Origin of the sequence: Acetobacter sp. A11-2 (assembly GCF_040208445.1) — a bacterium.
GTDB lineage: Bacteria > Pseudomonadota > Alphaproteobacteria > Acetobacterales > Acetobacteraceae > Acetobacter > Acetobacter oryzoeni.
On sequence record NZ_CP157843.1, the window covers coordinates 2,282,425 to 2,304,443 of the forward strand.

A 22,019-nucleotide genomic window follows, 5' to 3' on the forward strand; every position below is an offset into this window, starting at 1 on the left:
TATAGTGTCTGTTGCTAGGTGCGGCCCATGACCCAACACTGGCGTTATTCTGAGGTGACGCACTCATTATAATAACGCCATTTCCGCCACGTTTCATAATCCGTATCAGGCCAGAACGCGCACAAATTCAGCGCTTTGCCTGCATTTTCGTATCAAACAAGCAAACACTCTAAAGAATCTTCTTGTGTTAAAGATATTTTTCTCGTAGGAAGCCGCATCAGCCTCTTGTCCCGTTCGTCTAGAGGCCTAGGACACCGCCCTTTCACGGCGGCAACACGGGTTCGAATCCCGTACGGGACGCCACTTCTGTGCGAAAACAAGAGTCTTCGGGCTTCGCTTTACATAGCTTGAGATACACTATTTTATCAATCTCCCCTTCTCTTCCACAAATACGAATTTCCTTATCATCAACCTCTACAAGGTTGACGATCCAGCGGAGATCCTCCTTGCACATGGCAATGGAGCCATCATGAAGCTTCACCCGCAGGCTATGAAAAAAGCTCTCTAAAATGCCCCACATTAGAAAAAATATTTTTGGTTAAACTGTGTAAGCTATTTTTTTACGATACCAGACCAAGCCATTCTGAGGCTCCTGCTCATAAACAATATCGACCACTGAGGCGATAATGATTGTATGTGTTTGTGTCTCAATCGTCTGCGCAATCATACAATCAAAAGATACAGTAGATCCGGCAAGCAGCGGCGCACCGCTGTTACACTTATTCCATTTCGCAAGGGCGAACCGCTCAGTTTGAGTCAAAGAGCGATTACTAAAACCTGCACAGAGTGCTTCTTGCGAAGGGGCTAGTACATTAACGGAAAGACATTGATGAGCCAGAATATGGTCATGTGCTGTTGTGCTTTTATTGACACAGACAAGCAAGGTGGGTGGCGCATCAGAAACACTGCATACCGCAGTAGCTGTAAATCCATAGCAGCCATTTTTGCCATCTGTTGCGATAATACAAATAGCACCAGGCACAAGAGACATACCATTACGAAATTTTTGAGAATCTACTGCAGGTAAAAGCGTTGTTTGTGACATGACATTTGTTTCCAATTATCAGAAATCAATCTGAACAGTGCCAAAATATTGCCGAGGAGCGCCTAAAACAACGGATTGGTAATCTCCAGACATGGGAAAGCCATTTTGCCCCATTGTGGAGATGTAGTGCTCGTTAGTAATATTATAAACATTAAAGCTTAATGATGCATGTTTGATAATATTCCCCACCTTTCCCTGATTAAACAGAGGCGTAAGATCATATCTCGCTCCTACATTTGTCAGCCAATAAGCAGGCACTTTCTCATCCCCCGTATAGCTGAGGTTTCTGGTACCTATATATTGTGTATCAGCATGTATTTCGGCATCTCGCCATTTGTAGGAAATCTGACCTTTGTACATCAACCGCGGATAGGCAACTACCTGCTTACCTTTCAACCCATAAGTTACGTTTCCAGAGCTTGTGGTTTCTGTAACGTTATCTGAGTAAGTTGCATGATTATAACTAATGCTACTGGCAAGTTGCAGACCTTCCAATGGCCGTAGCACAAAGCCTGCATCTACGCCGTTCATACTTACACCACCAACATTTTTGATAACAGTATATGGATTATTGGGGTTTCCGGTTGAAATCTGTTGCAAGCGGTTAGAAAAATCCGTGTGATACGCATAAACATTCCCGGTAATAAGGTGGGATGTATAACGATACCCTACGGCGTAATTCCAATCAGTTTCTGATGTCAAACCGGCTTTAGATGCATCAAAGGCAGCTTGTGTTGTTGCAAAAGGTGAAGCTCCACTATTGTAACCTGCTACAGGTAAAACCTTCACATTATTGGCAATATCAAAATAAAACTGATGCCCCGGTAAAAAGCTCCATTGACCGCTAATATGCGGCAGAAATGGCTTGCTTGTGGTAATACCATCGCCACCGGCAATAGCATCTGTTCGGGTATAGGTAGGCCAGTTTGCCAACTGCCCTACGCGCGTGGTGTTAAGCACTGACCGAAAGCCAAAGTGGAATGCCAAATTAGACAGAGGATGATAAGTATCTTGCAGGTAAGCAACAAAAGTATTGGTATTAAAAACCTGCTCATATTCCCTCTGATAAGGAGATGTCAGGTGCATACCATCAACGGGACGTGCATTACCCGAAAGAACGTCTTCTAACAAAGGTTCTTCATAAGCTCTTTTGTCGGCAACAAATTTTGTGTTTTCGTACCAAACACCACCGTTAATTTCATTTTTGGAAATTGTGTATGTCAGAGAGGAAAGCAAACCAAATCTATTGGTACTTGGCATGGTAGCCTGCTCAACAAAAGGTGCGCCATTCGGAGATGAAATAAGCGGGCTTGTAACCGTTCCAACTTCCCACGAGCGATGACCATAAAAAGTAGAGTTCCAACGCAATCTATCTGTAAGCGCGAGATCAGCATTTATACCGCCAAAATATTGCCGCTGATTGCCCGCACCATCATAAAAAGAAGCCGTATATGGACTAGAAAGATTTTGATAAGCGGCTGGCACACTGCCTCCAGGCATACCATTGGAGGCAAGAGCAAGACGGTATGCTGTTTCATAACCATTGGGTGTGCCTGCAAGATTATCAATATGATAGCCGCCGTGGCGGAACATATTCATACTGTAGTCCTGATAATTCTGCATTTCTTCATCAGCATAGTTGAAAAAAGCAGTCAGCTTGCTTTACTCTCCAACAGGGTGCAGCAGCTTGGCATTCACCTGCTGCATGAACTGATTTTGTCCCCCGCGCCATTTATCTGTGTCATTCCGCATATAGGACACATAAAAACGTGTACCTTGTTTATTCAGGTCACCACTATCCGCCCGCACAAAGGTATGAAACATGGAGTTGCTGCCAAAAGTTTGGCGCACTGTGCCCCCCGCTTTATGCGATGGATCTCGGGAAACAAACTGCACAGTTCCGCCCAGGTTACTGATACTGGCTGCTCCTTCAGACCCAGCAGAGGCAGATACATCTAGCCGACTGATATTTTCGGAAGAAATAGCGGCTGAAGGGCTAAGACCATTGGAATTGCTCCATAATTGTCCCCCTAAAGGCATACCGTCTAATGTCATGCCAATCTGGGATTGGTCAAAACCGTGCATCAAAAAGGATTGTCCCCACAGGTTCAGGCCTTGACGCGGAAATCTCACAGAAGGGTTGTACATCGGGTTAGATTATGAAAAAGTCTATTTTGTGTAAAAGAAATTTTCGTAAGCTATAAGAAAACCCGATGCAGACAGAGTGTAGCGCAGGCGCGTATGAATTTCCAGCCTCCTGTGGACGGCGTGTTGTGGCCCGTTTTGACGGGGGTCGCATGAGTTCGGATGGGGGCGTCATTCTGGTGAAGCAGGCTGATGACATTCTGGGTCTCAGCCGCCGCTTTGCTGCCTGTTTTCGCGATAAGCGGCATCCCGGCTTTGTGGAATACCGGGTTGAAGACCTTGTCCGTCAGCGGATCATGGGCCTGGCACTGGGCTATGAAGATCTCAATGATCACGATGCCCTGCGGCATGACCTGATCTTTGGTCTGGCCTCGGGCCGTCTGTCAGGAGGCCGGGCAAACTGCGCAGCACTGGCAGGAAAATCCACGCTGAACCGGCTGGAGCGCAGTGGCCACAAGGCAGATCGTTACTGCCGCATCATTGCTGATCATGAGGCCCTGGCTACCCTGTTCGTGACGCTCTTCATGGACCAGCATGAGCGCGCACCCGCCCGGATCGTTCTGGATGTGGATGCCACCGATGACCGTATCCATGGCCATCAGGAAGGCCGGGCCTTTCATGGGTATTACGGCCATAACTGCTATCTGCCGTTATACATCTTCTGCGGAGACCATCTCCTGAGCGCCACCCTGCGCACGGCAGACAGGGACCCGGGGAAGGAAGCACTGGCAGACATCCGCCGGATCGTGGAGCAGATCAGGAGCCGTTGGCCTCGGGTGCGTATCCTGGTGCGTGGGGACAGCGGTTTCGCCCGGGACAGTCTGATGACATGGTGCGAAGACAACCACGTTGACTTCCTGTTCGGGCTTGCAGGCAACACCCGCCTGTATGACCGGATTGCCTCTTTGTCCGCTGAGGTTCGTGACGAAGCCGCCACGACAGGCAGAGCTGCGCGCGGCTTTGCCTCCTTTGACTGGATCACAAAGGACAGCTGGACGCGCCGCAGGCGGGTCGTGGCCAAGGCCGAATGGCGCCACGGCAACCGCTATCATCGCTACATTGTCACCACGCTACCGCAGGGAATGTCCGACCCCCGCCATCTCTACGAACAGATTTACTGCGCACGCGGGGATATGGAAAACCGCATCAAGGAATGCCAGATGGATCTGTTCTCAGACAGGACCTCGTCCCACACCATCCGGGCCAACCAGCTCCGGCTGTGGTTCTCGGCCGCAGCCTATGTCCTGCTGACCGCTCTGCAAAGACTGGCCCTTGGCCAGACCAGCCTGGAGACGGCGACCTGTGGCACCATGCGCGCACGACTGCTCAAAATCGCGACACGTGTAACGCTCAGCGTCCGTCGGATTGTCCTGTCCATGCCGGACATGTTCCCCTGTCAGCATGAATTCGCCCTCGCTCATGCACGATTGCGAAGGCTCCGGCAGGCCATCTGAAGAAACAGACAGTGCACAGACCACATAGCTTCCACCAACACTGCCTTCTCAGGCCGTGACACCCTCACTGCGTTCAGAACCCGCCGCCAGAAGCAGAATATCGTCAATATTCCAGATCGGGCTCCTGTGGGATGACTGAATTCTACAAAATGACCCGAAATTGCCTCAAGTGTGAGATGGGGTGGTTGCCGTCCTCCCCGCACGGCATCGCAATGTGCCAGAATGGTCGTTGGAAGAAACGACTGCGCGAAAGGACGGCAGATGAAGGATACAGTGATAGGCGTTGATCTGGCAAAGAACATTTTCCAGGTTCATGGAGCTTCGCGTGCGGGAGCGCGCATTACTGGGCTCGCGAACTGGCAGGAGCTGGTCACGAGGTCAGACTGATCGCTCCGCAGTATGTGAAGCCTTTCGTGAAGCGCCAGAAGAACGATGCTGCTGATGCGGAAGCGATCGTCATTGCGGCCCGGCAGCCGGAAATGCGCTTTGTCGAACCACGCACTGAAGCGCAGCAGGCGCGTGGCGTTCTTTTCCGGGCCCGGCAGCGTCTGGTGCACCAGCGCACGGAACTGGTGAATGCCCTGCGTGCCGTTCTGTATGAATTCGGTCTCGTCGTGCCACAGGGGATTGCGCATATCAGACACATTGAAACCATGCTGGATGAGGCGGTTCTGCCAGAGGCTGTGAAGCAGGAATGCCTTGATCTGCTGCGACAGATTTCGGAGCAGAGTGTGCGGATTGATGTCAGAACAAAGAAGATCAGGATGCTTGCCCAGGAAAGTGAAAACACCTGCAGATTGCAGAGCATGCCTGGAGTGGGTCCTCTGACCGCTCTTGCGATTGAAGCTTTTGCGCCTGACCTGCAGAGCTTCCGGCGCGGGCGCGACTTTGCTGCGTGGCTGGGGCTGGTGCCCCGTCAGTTCTCATCTGGCGGAAAGGAAAGGCTGGGGAAGATATCAAAAGCCGGGCAGGCTGATATCCGCAGGCTTCTCATCATGGGCGCCATGACCCAGGTGAACTGGGCCAGCCGTAAGGCCCCTGCACCGGGAAGCTGGCTGGCACGGATGCTGGCCCGCAAGCCCCGTATGCTGGTAGCCATTGCGCTGGCCAACAGGATGGCACGAGCCATCTGGGCCATGGCAACAAAACAGGAGGATTATCGGGATCCGGCCCTGTCCCTGGCAGCCTGAGCGATGGCTCGGCTCCCGCGGATGGAACCGGTAGGGGTGTGAGAGGGCGATGACCTGAATGGGCGCATGATCGTTTGATCCGGATCGGAAAAACCAGTGGATTTCTCTGTGCTTTAAAGCACGCCTGTGAGATTTGGATCTGATCCGCTGATCACCATACCGGCCAGTGGCTTCTGAAAGGCCACATCAACAGGCCTTACAGAAGACCGCACACGATCACACGTCAATATTGGTCAGAAAACTCTTGCATAACGGACGGTAACCACAGAAGAAATCCGCGTTGAGGGTCCGCAGAGTTATACATGACCCCGGGAAGGGTAGTGAGCGCTTTTAAGGCGTTAGTACCAGGTGCATAATTCGCAATTGTAGAGGCCGAAACGGGGGTAACAACCCAGTTGGCTTGCCTTTGCCCCTGTATATTCACGTGCTCTACAGAATGTGCATCAACGGCTGTGATGGTTTTCCTTTTTTGTTGAGACGTAACGGTATTACGTACCGCCGCCGGAGAATGTTCAGCATCTGGCTTGCTTTGTGCATGAGCCAAGTTTTCTGCCCAAAATACAGAGGATACAGCAAGCGCAGTTGTGGTGGCGTAGTGCCAAGCTCTTTTTGATTTCACTTTCGGCTCCAGAACATGGAATTTCACGTTAATTGTTCGTTGTTATGAGATTCATAAAAAATGACTCAGAATCGTTTATTAGAATGCATTTACAATTAAATACGAGTCAACATGATAAAATTATAAATTGCAGAATTATGTGCTTGTTTGTTTAGTGGAATATGTGCCTAATACGAATCATGAGAGTGATTCGTAGACATGGAGAACCTTCCATGTGATTCGGGAAAACCTCTTTTTGTGGAAAGAAAATTAGAAACAGAATGGCAGAACCATTCTGCGCAGGAGGTTTAAGGTGTTGAAGCGAAATAGATCTGTTGAGCAGGAGCGGAGCTCTGTTTTGTGGGAGGAGGCATTTCCCCTACAATATCCGACAGAAATAAGTGGATATGCTGTACTGCTGGAAGATATTCGCCAACAGTCTGCCAAGGCTGAAGTTGAGCGCGCACTCCCTTTTGAGGCGATTAAGCGACTAAAACAAAGTGGTTTTACTGCTTTACGCGTGCCTGCACAGTATGGCGGGCTTGGGCGTCCGCTGTCTGAATTCTTTTCTGCAGTTATTGATCTGGCAACAGCAGATTCAAATGTGGCACAGGCCCTGCGTGCACATTTTGGCTTTGTAGAACATCTGCTATTTGAACAACCTTCCGCTTATACAGACCAATGGTTTGAGCGTGTCGGAAAAGGGGAAACAGCAGGAGCTGCTGCAGCCGAAAAAGGCACTGGGCGAGATCGCTTTGCCACCACGGTTTCCCGCAAGAATGAACATTTTGTGATCAATGGAAGTAAATTTTTCACAACCGGCTCTTTATATGCCGATTGGTTGACTGTTACAGCCTCTACACAGGATGGCCAGACAGTTAAATGCCTTGCCGCTCGCCATGATCCTGGGTTGAACATTGTTGATGATTGGGATGGAATTGGCCAGCGATTAACAGCAAGTGGCACAGCGCATTTTCAAGATGTGCGAGTGCATGATGATATCTTGCGTTATGGCAATACCGAGTTTCCGTATTCTCAAGCATTTTTCCAACTTTATCACCTCGCAACAGTAGCTGGCATTACGCAAGCGGCCGCTTTGGATATTGCGGGGGCTGTAAAAAACAGAAAACGAGCCTTCAGCCACGCTAACCACGAATTACCTGCGCAAGACCCTCAGATTCTGGAAATTGTGGGACAGGTTGCGTCTGCCGCGCATGCAGCCAGATCTATTGTCAGGCACGCAGCAGAAGCACTGCAAGCTGCAGTAGATAAGAAAGATGAAGATAGAGGCCCCGATATTATCAAGGCAGAACTCGAAGTCTGGCAAGCTCAGGAAATTATCTTTCCGCTTACGTTAAATGCAACGTCTTTGTTGTTTGATGCCTTGGGAGGCACAGCAACATTGCGCAGCGCTGCACTAGATAGATATTGGCGTAATATCCGTACAATTGGTTGCCATAATCCACGGGTCTATCGCACCAGAATTGTGGGGGATTACTTGGTAAACGGCAATCCACCGCCCGGCCAATGGCGCGTAGGGACTGTTTGAACGTCTGTTTTACCGTTTCTTATTTGGAAATCTCAGCATGGCTTATACCGCACAAAAAACAGATCCAATCATTCTCAATGCGTTTACCATGGCCACCGTATCACACCTCAATTACGGGCTATGGCGTCATCCACGAGATAAAACGTATAGATATACAAGCGTTGAGTATTGGGTTGAACTTGCACGATCTCTAGAAACTTCTGGGTTTGACTGCCTGTTTATAGCAGATGCTCTGGGGCTTATTGATGTTTATGGTGCAAGTCCTGCGCCTTCTCTCAAGCATGGCATTCAGTCACCTTTAATTGATCCACTCCTGCTTGTTTCTGCAATGGCTGCGGCAACAAAAAAGTTGGGATTTGGCGTTACGCTTTCCACCACATATGAACATCCTTACCAAGCTGCGCGTAAGTTCAGCACATTGGATCACATCACCAATGGTCGCATTGGTTGGAACGTTGTCACGTCGCAGCAAGAGAGTGCCGCGCGCAATCTTGGTCTCGGCCACCAAATAGCTACCAAATAGCTCATGATGAGCGTTATAATCTTGCCAATGAGTTTATGGATGTGACTTACAAACTTTGGCAAGGATCTTGGGAAGATAACGCCGTTATCCGGAATACTGATCTGGAAAAAAGTATTTATACAGATCCATCCAAGGTACATTCCATTCAGCATAAAGGTAAGTATTTTACCGTGCCAGACGGGCATGTTGTACAACCCAGCCCGCAACGCGTGCCTGTAGTGTTACAAGCAGGCACGTCTGCCCGTGGTTCAGACTTTGCAGCCAAGCATGCCGAGATTGTTTTTGTTGTCGGAGCAGGCGCAAATGGCGTGAGAGAAAATGTACGCCGTATCCGTGCTCAGGCAGTGAAGTATGGAAGAAAACCAGAAAACATAAAATTTATTACAGCAGTTGCTGTTGTGACAGCAGAAACAGATGAAGCCGCATGGGAAAAGTTTGAAGAATATTATAGATATTATGATCCTATAGCATCAATTATCCATTATTCATCCATGACTGGTATAGATTTTTCGCAAACGGCTCCTGACAATGTACTTCGTTACCAAAACACGGAAGCCAGCCAATCTGTTCTACGTCAATTTGATCCGCAAGTCAGTGGGCGCCAATGGACATTGGCTCAAGCCGCTAATCCGCAAAATGGATTTGGCCGCGCACGTACATTTATAGGTTCAGCCACAACCGTGGCGGATGACCTGGAACAGTGGCTGGATGAAACCGAGACTGACGGCATCAACCTGATTCAGCTTGTTAATCCAGAAAGCTTTGAAGATTTTGGTCGTCTGGTTATTCCAGAACTTAAAAAGCGCGGGCGTATTCGGGGCGATCAAGGAGCAACCTTAAGAGAAAGGTTGTTTCCTAATAACAAAAATGGTCGACCCTCAGCAGATCATCCGGCTGCACGCTATGCGTTTGATCAGAAAATTCCAGCCTGAAAGAAATAGTCTGATGGTGCAATCCTCACAACAAGCAGGAAAAACGCCACGTGATTTTGGCATGCAGTATCTGGGGCTTTTGTTTTTTATGATTGGAGATGGTGTGGAGGTTGGTTACCTGTCACCATTTCTGGTCTCCTCAGGCATAAGTGAGCATCAGGTAGCATTTATTTTTACATTATATGGCTTTACTGCTGCAATTTCTGCATGGGGCGCTGGATTGCTGTGCGAGTATGTGGGCTGCCGCAAGGTAATTATTGCAGGTGTGGTATTATGGGTGGTGCCGCAAGTGCTTTTTTTGGCCTGGGCGCTGCCATCGCATACTGCATGGGGTGTCTTGCTTACATACAGTATCAGAGGCTTCGGATATCCTTTATTAGCATACGGTATTCTCACACTTATTGTTAAAGAAGTAAGTGCAGAGCAAAGAGGTCTGGCTTCTGGCATTTTCTGGTTTTGCTTTACATGTGGGCTGCCCACACTCGGCACTGTTGTAGCTGCTGCAAGCTTACCGATACTAGGAGAATATCTTACTTTTTGGGTTGCATTAGGCGTTGTTATACTAGGTGGAAGCCTGAGTGTAATTGCTTTGCCCAACAACTCGGATCAGCCAAAGGCTTTATCTATACATCAGGATAGACATTTTTTGCAGTTTCTGAAGGACGGATACGCATACCCTTCTTTGCTGCTTGTATGCATTATCAGAGCAATTAATTCAGCAGCTACGCATGGTATTATTGTGTTCATGCCATTCTATTTTGTGCAAACGCTTGGATTATCAAACGAATTATGGATCCATTTTTTAGAAACCATTTTTGCCAGTAATATCGTTTTTAACGTGCTCTTAGGGGCCGTAAGTGATCGTTTGTCTTGGCGTGGAACTGTTTTGTGGGCTGGTGGCATAGGAAGCAGCTTTGCTTGCGCCCTACTATATTGGGTGCCGGCCCTATATGGGCATAGCCATCCGTGGAGTGTGTACGTAGCTGCAATTCTGTTTGGCCTTGCATTAGCCGGATATGTTCCGCTTTCAGCCTTAACGCCTTCCCTGTTACCAGAAAAGAAAGGGGTTGCTATGTCGTTCCTAAATCTGGGGGCTGGATGCAGTGTATGGTTGGGGCCTCTTATTGTTTATATTTTTCAGCCATTTGTTGGCGTTGCGGGCGTTATCCATATTTACGCATTTCTCTTTTTTGTAAGTGGCATTCTGGTGTCACTCATCAAGATCCCACCACAATCAGCAGGCAGGATCCTGCATAGCCAGAATTCTTCCTCAATATTCTCTCCTATGCAACTTTAACCAAGAGGAAATACTGCAATGTCTGAAACACTCAATACAGAACATCTTGTTGCTGAAAAAGTTGGATCACGGTTAGGGGCTGTCCTTCATGGAATAGATGCGAAAAAGGATCTAACAGAAGATCAAAAAGAATTTTTAAATAAAGAACTTGTAAAAAATAAAGTTATTTTCCTAAAAAAACAGTTTTTGGATGATGCACAACATGAACGTTTAAGCCGTGTATTTGGTGAACCTATTCTGCACCCAACCATAGCTCCGCCTCAAGGCACAAAATATACGTTTGAACTTAAATCTCGTTATGGGCGTTCAACAGATTCATGGCATACAGATGTTACATTTATGACAAATTATCCAAAAGCCTCAATTTTGCGGGCTTTACATATTCCCCCATACGGAGGCACAACAATTTGGGCAAATACAGCAACCGCGTATGAGGCATTGCCTGCACCATTAAAAGCATTGGCAGATGCGGCTTGGGCCATTCATTCTAATGATTATGATACAAATTATTATAAATTTGATAGCCGAAAAGAAGAAATATCGGCTTTCAGAAAAGAATTTACATCTCAAATATATAAAACAGTTCATCCTGTTGTAAGAGTCCATCCAGACAGTGGAGAAAAGAGTCTGGTGTTAGGGCATTTTGTGATTGGATTGGACGGGTTTTCCACCAAAGATGCCAATGCACTTTTCGAAATTTTTCAGAATTATATAACAGAAATTGAAAATACTATTACCTGGAGATGGGAGCCTGGAGACGTAGCAATATGGGATAATCGTAGCACCCAACATTACGCTCCTGCAGATTTTGATCAACACCGCAGGGAATTAAGACGTATTACAGTGAAAGGAGACATACCTATAAGCGTAGATGGAAAAAAAAGTTATTATATTTAATTAAATAAATATCTCTATACCAATCGTATAGAGCTATTTATTCCTATGATCATACCTCTCAATAATATTTTAAGCATTTATATAAAAACATTTTTTCATCTCATCATGATAAATAAAATTTATAATCAAATACTTCCAAACAAAAAATCATTTTATCTAATACCTAAAGCACCGCCCACTGACGTAATAGGTTATGATATGTTGCCGTCAGGCCAAGAACAGCAGAATGATCATCAGGAAGTTGTTTCCTGACATCTATTATTGACTGATCAAACTGATACAAAAGCGTGCGCTGTGTGTCATCAGCCACCATAGATTGAGACCAGAAAAAAGAGGCCCAACGGCTGCCACGCGTTACCTTTTCCACACTATGTAAGCTTGTGGAAGGATAGATAACCATATCCCCTGCCGGACAACGAATTTTTTGAACACCATACGTATCTTGTACAATAAGCTCTCCTCCATCATACTCATCCAAGCCACTTAGAAATAATGTAGAAGAAACATCCGTACGAATACGAAAACCTGTACCAGGCAAATGACGAATGGCGTTATCTACATGCGTATGAAAACACATTCCTTCATCATACCGGTTAAACAATGGTGGAAAAACACGTAACGGCAATACTGCACTGTTAAACGTCGGATTACGCCCCAATGCTTGCAGAATGATTTCCCCCAGCTCTTGGCTTTCTGCACTTTCTTGTGGGATCTGAAGATTAAACTTTGCTTTTGCGGATTGATCTCCCGCAGTAATCTTACCATCAACCCATTGCGATTTTTCCAGTGTCTTACGGCAATAAGCAATTTCTTCAGAAGTCAGAACGTTAGGAATGTGAACAAGCATAATAGGTCTTACCGTTCAGCTAGGTTTTACATCAGAATGTTTATGATTATTACCTGAATGCTGAGGCAAAATTTTCAGCAGCACGTCCGAAGCCGACTTACCTGATCGTGAAGCAATTTCATCCAGTGTTTCTGATGTAGAATTTACCATATAACCATCTCGCGTTAAACGCGCACCCAATTCATCTGGCGATACATGAAGTAAAGGGGCCAGATCTATAAGCGGAGCATGCGTTAAAACAGGAAAAACCCGGGCAGCCGGATTTCCTCCTTTATGGCCTGTTGTTAGCATAAAAGCTCCTGCCGCCACTAAAGACGCCATACATGCAAATATCATTGTCTTATTACGGAAATAGAGCAAAAACTGAGACCAGTTGCGCCACATATGCATAAAAAAAGGCAGCAACAATACCATGCTGAGCCATGTATGCATGGAGTGGAACATCCCTGGCATCCAATGAAAAAACAAGGCTGTTCCAGAAACAGCTGAAACAATAAACAAGCCGGTGATCAACGGAGTAGAATATTTTTTTATAACGATATTCATGGAAAACATACCCTGCCAAAACAAGAATAATATTCAAACCTAGTGCTCATTCTAAGCACTCTTACAAGAATGACAGAAGCGCTCTTTTGCTCTTTCTACGATTTTGCAAAAACGCGCATCTTCCACACCGTAAAATAGTTTTTCTATTGCCTGAAAAACATCCTCAAACCCAAGATCAAGAGCCCCTTCAAGGCACATCAAGGCGGCATCCCTCTCTCCATACAACAGGTGGTAACGCGCCATATTTAAATAGCCCCAACAATCTCCAGAATTTATGGCTGCTCTAAAAAAATCAATGGATTTTCCACGATCAATTTCAGGAATAAGCCCATCCTCAATAATAAGACCAAGCATGTTAAACGCTTTAGAAACGCCATGCTGTGCAGACATAACATACAAATTATATGCCGTTTGCGGATCCTTTTTTACGCCCTTACCTGCCAAATAAAGGTCTGCCAGATTAAACATGGCCCACCCTTCTCCCATGCTCGCAGCATGAGAGAAATACATTGCAGCAGCAGATGCATTACACGGAATACCCCAACCGCGCTCATACGCACGCCCAAGCATGTTTAACGCACGAGGATCCCCCGATCGGGCTGCAACTTCAAACATACTAAATGCATCTGAAAATTTACCATTATTCAGATAAATCTGCCCAAGCATGAGTTGTACATTCACTGTGGAGACAGAATGACATGCTTTGTCTTCCGGGAAATCTTTATCAAGCGTACTAACACCTGTAACTGGTTTCATAATTTGCACCACAAAAACAAAGCATGCATCATAAGTTTTTTATATTTTCTGATATTATTAGAATGTCACACCAATGTTTCCTATAAAGTACCGGCCAGATGCAGGAACAACGCGTGAACCAGAGAATGAAGAAGCATAATTCAACTTATTTGTGATGTTGTTGGCATTAAACGACACACGATAATGCTTGTAATCCCAAGACAACATCCCATTCAGTAGGAACGTATTAGGGATACGTGCCGTATTAGCCGTATCGGGGCCTGCCCAATAACCAGATGAATATTGTACGCCACCACCAATTTTTAACGTGCCCCATTCAGGATTCAGCAATTGTCTGGAAAGATCATACGAGCTCCAAACAGACATTGTATTATGTGGGACCTGTGGAGCAGTTTTCCCGTTATCTCCGGTGCTACTATGGGTTACACGCCCATCCATATAGGAATAAGATGCAAACACCTGCCAATCTCGTGTAAGCTTGCCATTGGCGCTTAATTCCACACCACGGATGCGTCGGCCGCTTCCTGAATCTGCAAACCCTGTTTCCATATCACCGTTTACATCATAGTAACGAGAATTATTTTCACTGATCTGGAAGAAAGAAACGGTTGTTCCCAGCCGTTTATGTAGAAAATCCGCCTTACTACCAAACTCAAACAAATCACTCCGCTGGGGTGAAAGGTTTACACCTTTCTGCGCAACATCCCCTGCTTGTGGCTTGATTGTAACCAGAGAGGACACATCGGTTCCCACTGGCTTATAGGATCGTGCAAACGTAAAGTAGAAAGAGGCATTTTTTAAAGGAGAATACATAATGCTGGCAGATGGACTCCAGCGATCAGATTTCTGCTCTGCACGCCCCTGCGCAGCCTTGGAGCGCGCGTAATATGTGCTACTGAAAGAATCCCAACGGCCAGTTCCAAAAAGAGAAAGCTGCTTGGTTAACTGAATACGATCAGAAAAGAACAAGCCAACATCTCTGGCATTTGCATTCCCATATCCAGAAGATGGAAAACTAACTGACGTGCCAGAATAAGAATATTGTGGATTACGAATGGTCTGATTATTCACTCGGTTGGTAAAACTACCAGGCCAACGGGAATCACTCGCATAGTTTACATCTACACCAGCTTTAATGTCGTGATGCACAAAGCCGGTTTTAAACTGTGAACGTCCCATTAGGATGTTTTGCACACCCCAGCCTTCCTGACGGTAAGCAGCGCCACCACCGGCACCATAAGGCAATGCATAATTACCACCTGCCAGAAATGCTGTTGCGCAAGCACCGGAACATGCAGCAGGCGTTGTAGCAGTATAATCACGATTATACAGGCTTAAACGCGTATCATTCGTGAGCGTAAACCAGCGCGAAATCTCGGATTTAAGAGAGGATGTCAAAGAATGAATGTTGGAACGGTCAAAATCGAAATTACGTGTATAGCTGGTGTTTCGAGACAGACCATATTCTGTAATAGGACGGTAAATCCCATTCACCTGGATCATGCTCACACCGTAATCGGGCTTGCTATCACTGTTTAGCCACTGCCACGTTAAATGCCAGGATGTTTTGCTACGCAAGCCAACGCCAAAATCAACCGCAGCACCGTACCTATTTGAGGTTACATTATTACGATCAACGACATCCTGTTTATTGAACATTCCGTTGATACGAATGGCCATATCATCATTGATCTGATAGTTAATATCACCTACCCCACGGAAGAGCGGTCCACTTCCAAAGGACTGGTCATAACTGTAACTGTTACCCGCATGTGCATGCTTCTGGCTTTGGTTGATAACCCCACCAACATTGCCTGCACCAAAATATTCGCCTGATGGCCCCTTAATAACTTCAACGCTTTCCGTGTTGAAAACATCTCGGGTATATGTGCCAAAATCACGCAGGCCATCGGTATAAATATCCTGCCTGGCCTGCAGGCCACGGATACGAAACTGATCACCATTCAGGCCCCCAGCTCCCTCCCCTGTTGAAAGCGTAATGCCCGGAACATTGCTCAGCGCCTGATCCAGCGTGAAAGCACGCTGCTGCTTCATAAGCTCCTGTGGCACGACATTAATGGTTTGAGGGGTATCACGCACGGAAGCAGGCATACGTGAAATATTCAGTATCTTACTGTTGGTATTCCCTGCCTCATAAGATTCATTTTTAGATTCAGCATGTCCTCCCACCCGCACTGCGGAAAGTTTAATAGATGTATCGGATGAGGAAGGCTGAGGTGGTTGCGCCGCATCTTCTGCCTGCGCTTTGCTTTCTGTAACACCCAACCCAACAGATACACCCAAGGCAACAGCCACACGCAGGCCCTTGCCTTGTGAACTCGGGTGAGACAACTCTGATCGACTCATTTGCCGCACTCCTGATGAACCCTAGTTTCTGGTTCACCTTACTAGCTGTCAGGTTGTGAGACGTCATTGGCGTAATCAAGGATTTCGTCGACCTGTTTCATGATGTCACGACCAGCCGGTTTGATATAGTCTTGATTACGTGACGCGGGATGTTTTTCAAGCCATGAGATGATGCATTGGGCGGGAGCGATGCCGCCCAGAACACGCTGCGGGCGATGATTGTAGGCGAAACAGAAGCCTCTGAGCAGAATTTCCAGATCTTCATGGTTTGAGACACAGACCTGCAGTACTTCTGTAGCGACACGGCCATTGAAGCGTTCCACCATTCCATTGGTCTGAGGGGAGTAAGCCTTGGTCCGGCGTCGGTCGATTCCCATGTCATGACAGGCTTTTTCGAAGGCGTCCGCTGTAAAGCAGGAGCCACGATCGGTCAGGATATGGGTGATCCGGAAAGGAAAGGCCGATTTGACGGCATTGAGGAAATCAACGGAATTATCCGCATTTTCCGCGTCATAAACAGCCAGGTGCACTGAACGGGAACAGCGATCGATGGCGACATACAGAAAACGTTTCCGCCGGTCCCCATCTGCTGTCTGTAATTTTGGCAGATGTTTCACATCGATATGGACATAACCGGGATCGTAATCGCGGAACTTTCCCTGTCCCCGAACTGGTCCGGCCTTTGGAACAGGAGGCAGCCTGTTCAATCCGGCGTCTTTCAGTATCCGCCAGATATTGTCCCGGTTCAGATGCGGCAGGAAATGCCGTAAGACAAAGGTCAGATCATCCAGACCAAAACCGGTAGAACGCCGAAGCTGACAGACAATGGCGCGCTCCTCCTCCGAGGCTTTCCAGGCCAGCCTCCAGGGACGGCTGCTGCGGTCCTGACAGGCGTCCGAACCACGCCTGCGCCACTTGCGGACTGTTTCATCGCTGATCCCGTAGCGTCTGGCGAGCACGGATGTCGGTTCTGACGAACGAGCTATCTCAGCCCGGACAGCCGGTGTCGTGCGTGCCTGTGGGTGGATCTGAAGCATCATTCGGTCTCCCTGCAAACGGAAGAAAACAACGAAGCATAACGCGGTATCGCCCACGCTACATCATCCCAATGACGTCTCACAACCTGACAGCTAGCACTACAGTTGCATTTTGTGTTGAGTTCTGAATCTATGGGTAACCATGATTCAGGATATGATGAGTGGCGGTACGTCTGTTGAAGAGACGCTGGAATTATGGGCGCGCTCGCTTCGGTCCGCCAAGGATCGGATGGCGCCGCTGTTCACGCAAAAACGTGTCGTAGATTCGGCCTGTGCTTTTCTTGATGTTTTGATTGGCAATGAACCACGCAAGACGGGATGGATGCGAGCGGAAGCCGCAGGAGATCCTGGTCCATGGCGGCAGCAGGCGCTTCTGGGACGCGGGCACTGGGATGCCGATGCCCTTCGTGACGTCGTCAGGGATTATGTGATTGAGCATCTGGGCACTGAAGAGGGCGTGCTGGTCATTGATGAGACCGGTTTTCTGAAGAAGGGTCAGGCGTCCTGCGGTGTGGGGCGGCAGTATACGGGATCTGCCGGCAAGATCACGAACTGCCAGATTGGTGTGTTTGGCGCTTATGTTTCGGAACGGGGGCATGCCTTTATTGACCGCGCCCTGTATCTCCCGAAAGACTGGACATCAAAGCCTGAGCGTCTGAAGCGGGCCCACGTTCCCGATGACGTGGTGTTTGCAACCAAACCGGCGTTAGCCTCGATGATGATTGAGCGAAGTATTGAGGCCGGTGTGCCGTTCCGCTGGGTTGCAGCAGACAGCGTGTATGGCGTGGGCGACGTAGAACGCACGCTTCGCCGGGCAGGAATTGGATATGTGCTTGGGGTCAAGGGCAATCACTGGTTCGGATCATGGGCAACGGAACCGCTGATTGCCGGAGAGGCGAAAGATATTGCAGCAGGACTGCCAGACCAGGCCTGGCGTCGTCTGTCAGCGGGGCACGGCACAAAAGGTGAGCGACTTTATGACTGGGCGTATCTTCCGCTTGCTGATCTGGATGCTGAAGAATTTGACTGCCCTATAGCCGGACCATGGACACGTGGCCTGTTGATCCGCCGAAACATCGCTGACGGGGACCTTGCCTATTTTACGACCTGGAGCCCGAAAGGGACAACCACGCAGGAACTGGTGAACGTTGAAGGGACGCGCTGGAGGATCGAAGAAGGGTTCGAGACGGCCAAAAACGAATTTGGTCTTGATCATAACGAGACCCGCTCCTGGCATGGTTGGCATCGGCATGTCTCTCTGGTCATGCTGGCCTATGCCGTCATGGCCAGTGTCCGTTACCAGGCAAACTCACTGAAACCGAAAAAAACACAACTCAGAACACGACAGTCCTTGTCCGCTGGTCCATTCAGGAGATCAGGCGCCTCGTCGTAAAACTTGCACAACGCAGACTCCCCGTCTCTCACATCCTCAGATGGTCCGTCTTTCGACGAACGCATCAGGCCAGTGCTATCCGCGCTCACTCACGACACAAAATGCAACTGTAGTGCTAGGTGTCAGGTTGTGAGACGTCATTGGGATGATGTAGCGTGGGCGATACCGCGTTATGCTTCGTTGTTTTCTTCCGTTTGCAGGGAGACCGAATGATGCTTCAGATCCACCCACAGGCACGCACGACACCGGCTGTCCGGGCTGAGATAGCTCGTTCGTCAGAACCGACATCCGTGCTCGCCAGACGCTACGGGATCAGCGATGAAACAGTCCGCAAGTGGCGCAGGCGTGGTTCGGACGCCTGTCAGGACCGCAGCAGCCGTCCCTGGAGGCTGGCCTGGAAAGCCTCGGAGGAGGAGCGCGCCATTGTCTGTCAGCTTCGGCGTTCTACCGGTTTTGGTCTGGATGATCTGACCTTTGTCTTACGGCATTTCCTGCCGCATCTGAACCGGGACAATATCTGGCGGATACTGAAAGACGCCGGATTGAACAGGCTGCCTCCTGTTCCAAAGGCCGGACCAGTTCGGGGACAGGGAAAGTTCCGCGATTACGATCCCGGTTATGTCCATATCGATGTGAAACATCTGCCAAAATTACAGACAGCAGATGGGGACCGGCGGAAACGTTTTCTGTATGTCGCCATCGATCGCTGTTCCCGTTCAGTGCACCTGGCTGTTTATGACGCGGAAAATGCGGATAATTCCGTTGATTTCCTCAATGCCGTCAAATCGGCCTTTCCTTTCCGGATCACCCATATCCTGACCGATCGTGGCTCCTGCTTTACAGCGGACGCCTTCGAAAAAGCCTGTCATGACATGGGAATCGACCGACGCCGGACCAAGGCTTACTCCCCTCAGACCAATGGAATGGTGGAACGCTTCAATGGCCGTGTCGCTACAGAAGTACTGCAGGTCTGTGTCTCAAACCATGAAGATCTGGAAATTCTGCTCAGAGGCTTCTGTTTCGCCTACAATCATCGCCCGCAGCGTGTTCTGGGCGGCATCGCTCCCGCCCAATGCATCATCTCATGGCTTGAAAAACATCCCGCGTCACGTAATCAAGACTATATCAAACCGGCTGGTCGTGACATCATGAAACAGGTCGACGAAATCCTTGATTACGCCAATGACGTCTCACAACCTGACAGCTAAGCGTGCAAGAAACCCCACCTTGCACGAAAGCCGATGATGCCCACACCGCCAGCGCCTTCCGCCCCCCGCAAGCGCCCCTTGCCCAACACGCAGGACTGGCCGCCTTTGCCCGGCACGCGCGCCTATATGGCCCGCCAGCTTGCGCAGGATACCGCCACCGTGCGCCAGATTGTGACAGTTTTGCAAAACTGCGCCGGGCAGATTGCCCCGCTTGTGGCGCAGCTTTACTTCCGCACTGGCCCGCTGGCTGTGCTGGAGTGCACCGCCACCCTGCACGCATTGGCGGATGACATTGCGCATGATGACCCCCAAACACTGGCCGAGCTGGCGGCAGAGCACACCCGCACTGGCTGATATGTGGGTTTTGGAAACATCCTTGCCCTGCTATGTTGCCCCTTCGCCACGCTGCGCGACAAAACAGAAACCGTATAGAGGACAGACCTTTTGAAACGCAGAAACCTTTTTGCCGCTTCTCTGGCTGCCGGCGCATTGGCCGCCGGGCGCAAAAGCTGGGCCAGCGTGCCAGAGGCCGCACAGGCCATGGGCCGCACCGCGCTGCCCGGCACCGTGCCAGCCCTAACGCCCGCCCGCGTACATGCAGACCAGATAATGGACATTAAGGTGTGCCTGCGCCCCTTCCGCCCCGCTGGCCCTCGGCTGGAAATAGAGCCGGTGGCAGATAAAATTGTGGTGCACAATTATGGGCACGGCGGCAGCGGGTGGTCTCTTTCATGGGGGTCTGCCACCATGGCGGTGGAACGCGCCGCCCCGCTGATGGAAAAACGCGTGGCCGTTATTGGCTGCGGCATTATTGGCCTTACCACCGCCCTAACCGCCCAGCGCGCGGGCATGAACGTAACCATTTATGCGCGGGACATGCTGCCGCATACGCGCTCTGTTCGGGCCAATGGCAGCTGGACCCCGGATTCACGCATTGCGCTGATAACCGCCGCCACGCCAGATTTTGCCGCCACGTGGGAGCGCATGGCCCGGTATTCGTGGCAAACCTATCGGGAATATCTGGGCCTGCCCGGCAACCCGGTGGATTTTAGAGACAATTACATTCTCTCCGACACCCCACCGGATGAGGCCGACCATACTGAACCTACGCCCGACATTAGCAAGGGTTCCTATGCCTCTACCGGCATGCCGCAAAGCGAGGCCGAGTTTGCCAAATATGCAGACAGGATAAAGGATATTATTCCTGCAGCCGAGCTTCTGGCCGGGGCGGATAATCCCTTCCCCGTAGCGTATGCGCGGCGCAAGCCCATTATGATCTACAATTTTGGCGCGTTCGGCCACGCCCTGCTTTCTGACTTCTATCAGGCTGGCGGGCGGATTGAGATACGCGAGTTCCATAGCCCATCAGAACTGGCAGACCTGCCCGAACGTGTGGTGTTTAACTGCACCGGCTATGCGGCGCGAGATTTGTGGGGTGATAAATCTCTTATTCCCGTGCGCGGGCAAACGGCGTGGCTGCCGCCACAACCGGCGGCCAATTATGGCGTGCGTTACAAGGGTGCAGCCATGCTTTCCAAATCCGATGGGCTGATGGTGCAGGGTGTCAACCTTTCCGGGTTGGGGGAACTGGAAGGCGTGGGCAACAGTATGGAACAGCCCAACCGCGCGGAGGCCGAACAGGCCGTGGCCGTGTTTGAAGATCTGTTCTCCCGCTTTCGGCCCCGCAGAGGATAACGGCATGGCACAGCACCCCATTTTTGCAAAACAGGCCCAAAAGGCCAAAGGGTTTTGCGCAGCACTGTTGGCCGTAACCGGGCTTGTGGCCACCACACACGCAGCCCTTGCCGCCCCGCGCCATGCCTCTGCAACGCCACCCGCCCCCACAGCACCCAGCTTTACCGCAGAGCAGGCAGACCACGGGGCGCAGCTTTACGCAGGCACCTGCGCCATGTGCCACGGTGCAGCGCTGGAAGGCGCGCATGATATGCCGCCCCTGCGTGGGCTGTTTGTGGCACGCTGGGCCAACACACCGCTGAACAAGCTGTACGCTTACATCACCCACGCCATGCCGCTGATGGCGCCGGGCACCCTGCCCCCGCAGGACAACATAGATGTAATGGCGTTTCTGCTGCGTGAAAACGGCACGGAACCGGGGCACACACCCCTACCGGCGGATGAAAACCGCTTGGCGCAAATGGTGTTTCCCGCCCCCAATGCGCTGCCGCCTGTAAAAGCGGCGCAACCGGGCAAGGCCCCGCGCACACGGTAAAAAAC

General features: G+C 49.6%; 20 protein-coding genes, 1 tRNA gene and 1 pseudogene. 13 read left to right on the forward strand and 9 right to left on the reverse strand.

The genetic code is table 11. The features are described from left to right. The first annotated feature begins 227 nt into the window (after positions 1-227). Positions 228-303: transfer RNA gene (locus ABNV41_RS11105), tRNA-Glu, on the forward strand. Positions 304-538: 235 nt separating this feature from the next. Here the strand turns inward: ABNV41_RS11105 and ABNV41_RS11110 are convergent. The 3 genes from ABNV41_RS11110 to ABNV41_RS11120 all read right to left on the reverse strand — a co-directional run bounded on the left by ABNV41_RS11110 (position 539) and on the right by ABNV41_RS11120 (position 3,193). After that, positions 539-1,045: a flavin reductase gene (locus ABNV41_RS11110; protein WP_050818492.1), complete on the reverse strand. Its 507-nt coding sequence runs from the start codon at positions 1,043-1,045 to the stop codon at positions 539-541. A gap of 18 nt (positions 1,046-1,063) precedes the next feature. Further along, positions 1,064-2,644 carry a TonB-dependent receptor gene (locus ABNV41_RS11115; RefSeq protein ID WP_349934686.1) on the reverse strand — a complete coding sequence of 527 codons (1,581 nt, stop codon included), beginning with the start codon at positions 2,642-2,644 and terminating at the stop codon, positions 1,064-1,066. A 63-nt stretch (positions 2,645-2,707) separates the two neighbouring features. Continuing rightward, positions 2,708-3,193, reverse strand: coding sequence for a TonB-dependent receptor plug domain-containing protein (locus ABNV41_RS11120; RefSeq protein ID WP_349934688.1), 486 nt, complete (start codon positions 3,191-3,193; stop codon positions 2,708-2,710). Positions 3,194-3,258: 65 nt separating this feature from the next. Here ABNV41_RS11120 and ABNV41_RS11125 point away from each other — a divergent pair, with 65 nt between their 5' ends. Continuing rightward, positions 3,259-4,644 (forward strand): IS1380-like element IS1380A family transposase, encoded by a 1,386-nt coding sequence (locus tag ABNV41_RS11125; protein ID WP_349934689.1) that lies wholly within the window; start codon positions 3,259-3,261, stop codon positions 4,642-4,644. Positions 4,645-4,905: 261 nt separating this feature from the next. Next, positions 4,906-5,834 (forward strand): annotated as a pseudogene (locus ABNV41_RS11130) (IS110 family transposase). 223 nt (positions 5,835-6,057) lie between these two features. Here ABNV41_RS11130 and ABNV41_RS11135 read toward each other — a convergent pair. Next, positions 6,058-6,480, reverse strand: a complete 423-nt coding sequence (locus ABNV41_RS11135; protein ID WP_349934690.1) for a hypothetical protein — start codon at positions 6,478-6,480, stop codon at positions 6,058-6,060. Positions 6,481-6,748: 268 nt separating this feature from the next. On the opposite strand from ABNV41_RS11135, the gene ABNV41_RS11140 reads away from it, so the two are divergent. Genes ABNV41_RS11140 through ABNV41_RS11160 form a run of 5 tightly spaced genes read left to right on the forward strand, consistent with a single transcriptional unit; the run spans position 6,749 to position 11,630 of the window. Continuing rightward, positions 6,749-7,981 carry an acyl-CoA dehydrogenase family protein gene (locus ABNV41_RS11140; RefSeq protein ID WP_157668573.1) on the forward strand — a complete coding sequence of 411 codons (1,233 nt, stop codon included), beginning with the start codon at positions 6,749-6,751 and terminating at the stop codon, positions 7,979-7,981. Between the two features lie 37 nt (positions 7,982-8,018). Beyond that, positions 8,019-8,504: an LLM class flavin-dependent oxidoreductase gene (locus ABNV41_RS11145; protein WP_349934691.1), complete on the forward strand. Its 486-nt coding sequence runs from the start codon at positions 8,019-8,021 to the stop codon at positions 8,502-8,504. Between the two features lie 41 nt (positions 8,505-8,545). Next, the gene (locus tag ABNV41_RS11150; protein ID WP_349934692.1) at positions 8,546-9,436 is read left to right on the forward strand and encodes an LLM class flavin-dependent oxidoreductase; all 891 of its coding nucleotides are present in this window, start codon (positions 8,546-8,548) and stop codon (positions 9,434-9,436) included. Positions 9,437-9,449: 13 nt separating this feature from the next. Then, complete coding sequence (locus ABNV41_RS11155; RefSeq protein WP_050818497.1) at positions 9,450-10,733, forward strand: MFS transporter; 1,284 nt, start codon at positions 9,450-9,452, stop codon at positions 10,731-10,733. Positions 10,734-10,751: 18 nt separating this feature from the next. Then, on the forward strand, positions 10,752-11,630 hold the full coding sequence (locus ABNV41_RS11160) for a TauD/TfdA family dioxygenase (protein WP_050818498.1): 879 nt from the start codon (positions 10,752-10,754) through the stop codon (positions 11,628-11,630). A 163-nt stretch (positions 11,631-11,793) separates the two neighbouring features. Here ABNV41_RS11160 and ABNV41_RS11165 read toward each other — a convergent pair whose 3' ends face one another. Genes ABNV41_RS11165 through ABNV41_RS11185 form a run of 5 tightly spaced genes read right to left on the reverse strand, consistent with a single transcriptional unit; the run spans position 11,794 to position 17,183 of the window. After that, entirely contained in the window at positions 11,794-12,477 is a 684-nt protein-coding gene (locus tag ABNV41_RS11165) for a Fe2+-dependent dioxygenase (RefSeq protein WP_050818499.1), read from the reverse strand. Between the two features lie 15 nt (positions 12,478-12,492). After that, positions 12,493-13,032, reverse strand: a complete 540-nt coding sequence (locus ABNV41_RS11170) for a hypothetical protein (RefSeq protein WP_050818500.1) — start codon at positions 13,030-13,032, stop codon at positions 12,493-12,495. Between the two features lie 42 nt (positions 13,033-13,074). Beyond that, entirely contained in the window at positions 13,075-13,791 is a 717-nt protein-coding gene (locus ABNV41_RS11175) for a tetratricopeptide repeat protein (protein WP_196332584.1), read from the reverse strand. A gap of 45 nt (positions 13,792-13,836) precedes the next feature. Continuing rightward, positions 13,837-16,146 carry a TonB-dependent siderophore receptor gene (locus ABNV41_RS11180; protein WP_050818501.1) on the reverse strand — a complete coding sequence of 770 codons (2,310 nt, stop codon included), beginning with the start codon at positions 16,144-16,146 and terminating at the stop codon, positions 13,837-13,839. Between the two features lie 41 nt (positions 16,147-16,187). Beyond that, positions 16,188-17,183: an IS481 family transposase gene (locus ABNV41_RS11185; RefSeq protein WP_035366691.1), complete on the reverse strand. Its 996-nt coding sequence runs from the start codon at positions 17,181-17,183 to the stop codon at positions 16,188-16,190. Positions 17,184-17,325: 142 nt separating this feature from the next. On the opposite strand from ABNV41_RS11185, the gene ABNV41_RS11190 reads away from it, so the two are divergent. The 5 genes from ABNV41_RS11190 (at position 17,326) to ABNV41_RS11210 (ending at position 22,014) form a co-directional block, all read left to right on the forward strand. After that, positions 17,326-18,576: an IS701-like element IS1452 family transposase gene (locus tag ABNV41_RS11190; RefSeq protein WP_012812328.1), complete on the forward strand. Its 1,251-nt coding sequence runs from the start codon at positions 17,326-17,328 to the stop codon at positions 18,574-18,576. A 212-nt stretch (positions 18,577-18,788) separates the two neighbouring features. Then, positions 18,789-19,784: an IS481 family transposase gene (locus ABNV41_RS11195; RefSeq protein ID WP_035366691.1), complete on the forward strand. Its 996-nt coding sequence runs from the start codon at positions 18,789-18,791 to the stop codon at positions 19,782-19,784. Positions 19,785-19,820: 36 nt separating this feature from the next. Continuing rightward, positions 19,821-20,138, forward strand: a complete 318-nt coding sequence (locus tag ABNV41_RS11200; protein ID WP_050820334.1) for a hypothetical protein — start codon at positions 19,821-19,823, stop codon at positions 20,136-20,138. A 90-nt stretch (positions 20,139-20,228) separates the two neighbouring features. Further along, entirely contained in the window at positions 20,229-21,479 is a 1,251-nt protein-coding gene (locus ABNV41_RS11205) for an FAD-dependent oxidoreductase (protein ID WP_050819302.1), read from the forward strand. A gap of 4 nt (positions 21,480-21,483) precedes the next feature. Continuing rightward, a complete protein-coding gene (locus ABNV41_RS11210; protein WP_050819301.1) occupies positions 21,484-22,014 on the forward strand; it encodes a cytochrome c in 531 nt (176 codons plus the stop codon). The last annotated feature ends 5 nt before the right edge of the window (positions 22,015-22,019 follow it).

Excerpts from the sequence above, each read along its gene's own strand:
- ABNV41_RS11110 (WP_050818492.1), bottom strand. The coding sequence starts at position 1,045 with ATGTCACAAACAACGCTTTTACCTGCAGTAGATTCTCAAAAATTTCGT.
- ABNV41_RS11115 (WP_349934686.1), bottom strand. The coding sequence starts at position 2,644 with ATGAATATGTTCCGCCACGGCGGCTATCATATTGATAATCTTGCAGGC.
- ABNV41_RS11120 (WP_349934688.1), bottom strand. The coding sequence starts at position 3,193 with ATGTACAACCCTTCTGTGAGATTTCCGCGTCAAGGCCTGAACCTGTGG.
- ABNV41_RS11125 (WP_349934689.1), top strand. The coding sequence starts at position 3,259 with ATGCAGACAGAGTGTAGCGCAGGCGCGTATGAATTTCCAGCCTCCTGT.
- ABNV41_RS11145 (WP_349934691.1), top strand. The coding sequence starts at position 8,019 with ATGGCTTATACCGCACAAAAAACAGATCCAATCATTCTCAATGCGTTT.
- ABNV41_RS11155 (WP_050818497.1), top strand. The coding sequence starts at position 9,450 with ATGGTGCAATCCTCACAACAAGCAGGAAAAACGCCACGTGATTTTGGC.
- ABNV41_RS11160 (WP_050818498.1), top strand. The coding sequence starts at position 10,752 with ATGTCTGAAACACTCAATACAGAACATCTTGTTGCTGAAAAAGTTGGA.
- ABNV41_RS11165 (WP_050818499.1), bottom strand. The coding sequence starts at position 12,477 with ATGCTTGTTCACATTCCTAACGTTCTGACTTCTGAAGAAATTGCTTAT.
- ABNV41_RS11170 (WP_050818500.1), bottom strand. The coding sequence starts at position 13,032 with ATGTTTTCCATGAATATCGTTATAAAAAAATATTCTACTCCGTTGATC.
- ABNV41_RS11180 (WP_050818501.1), bottom strand. The coding sequence starts at position 16,146 with ATGAGTCGATCAGAGTTGTCTCACCCGAGTTCACAAGGCAAGGGCCTG.
- ABNV41_RS11185 (WP_035366691.1), bottom strand. The coding sequence starts at position 17,183 with ATGCTTCAGATCCACCCACAGGCACGCACGACACCGGCTGTCCGGGCT.
- ABNV41_RS11190 (WP_012812328.1), top strand. The coding sequence starts at position 17,326 with ATGATTCAGGATATGATGAGTGGCGGTACGTCTGTTGAAGAGACGCTG.
- ABNV41_RS11195 (WP_035366691.1), top strand. The coding sequence starts at position 18,789 with ATGCTTCAGATCCACCCACAGGCACGCACGACACCGGCTGTCCGGGCT.
- ABNV41_RS11200 (WP_050820334.1), top strand. The coding sequence starts at position 19,821 with ATGCCCACACCGCCAGCGCCTTCCGCCCCCCGCAAGCGCCCCTTGCCC.
- ABNV41_RS11210 (WP_050819301.1), top strand. The coding sequence starts at position 21,484 with ATGGCACAGCACCCCATTTTTGCAAAACAGGCCCAAAAGGCCAAAGGG.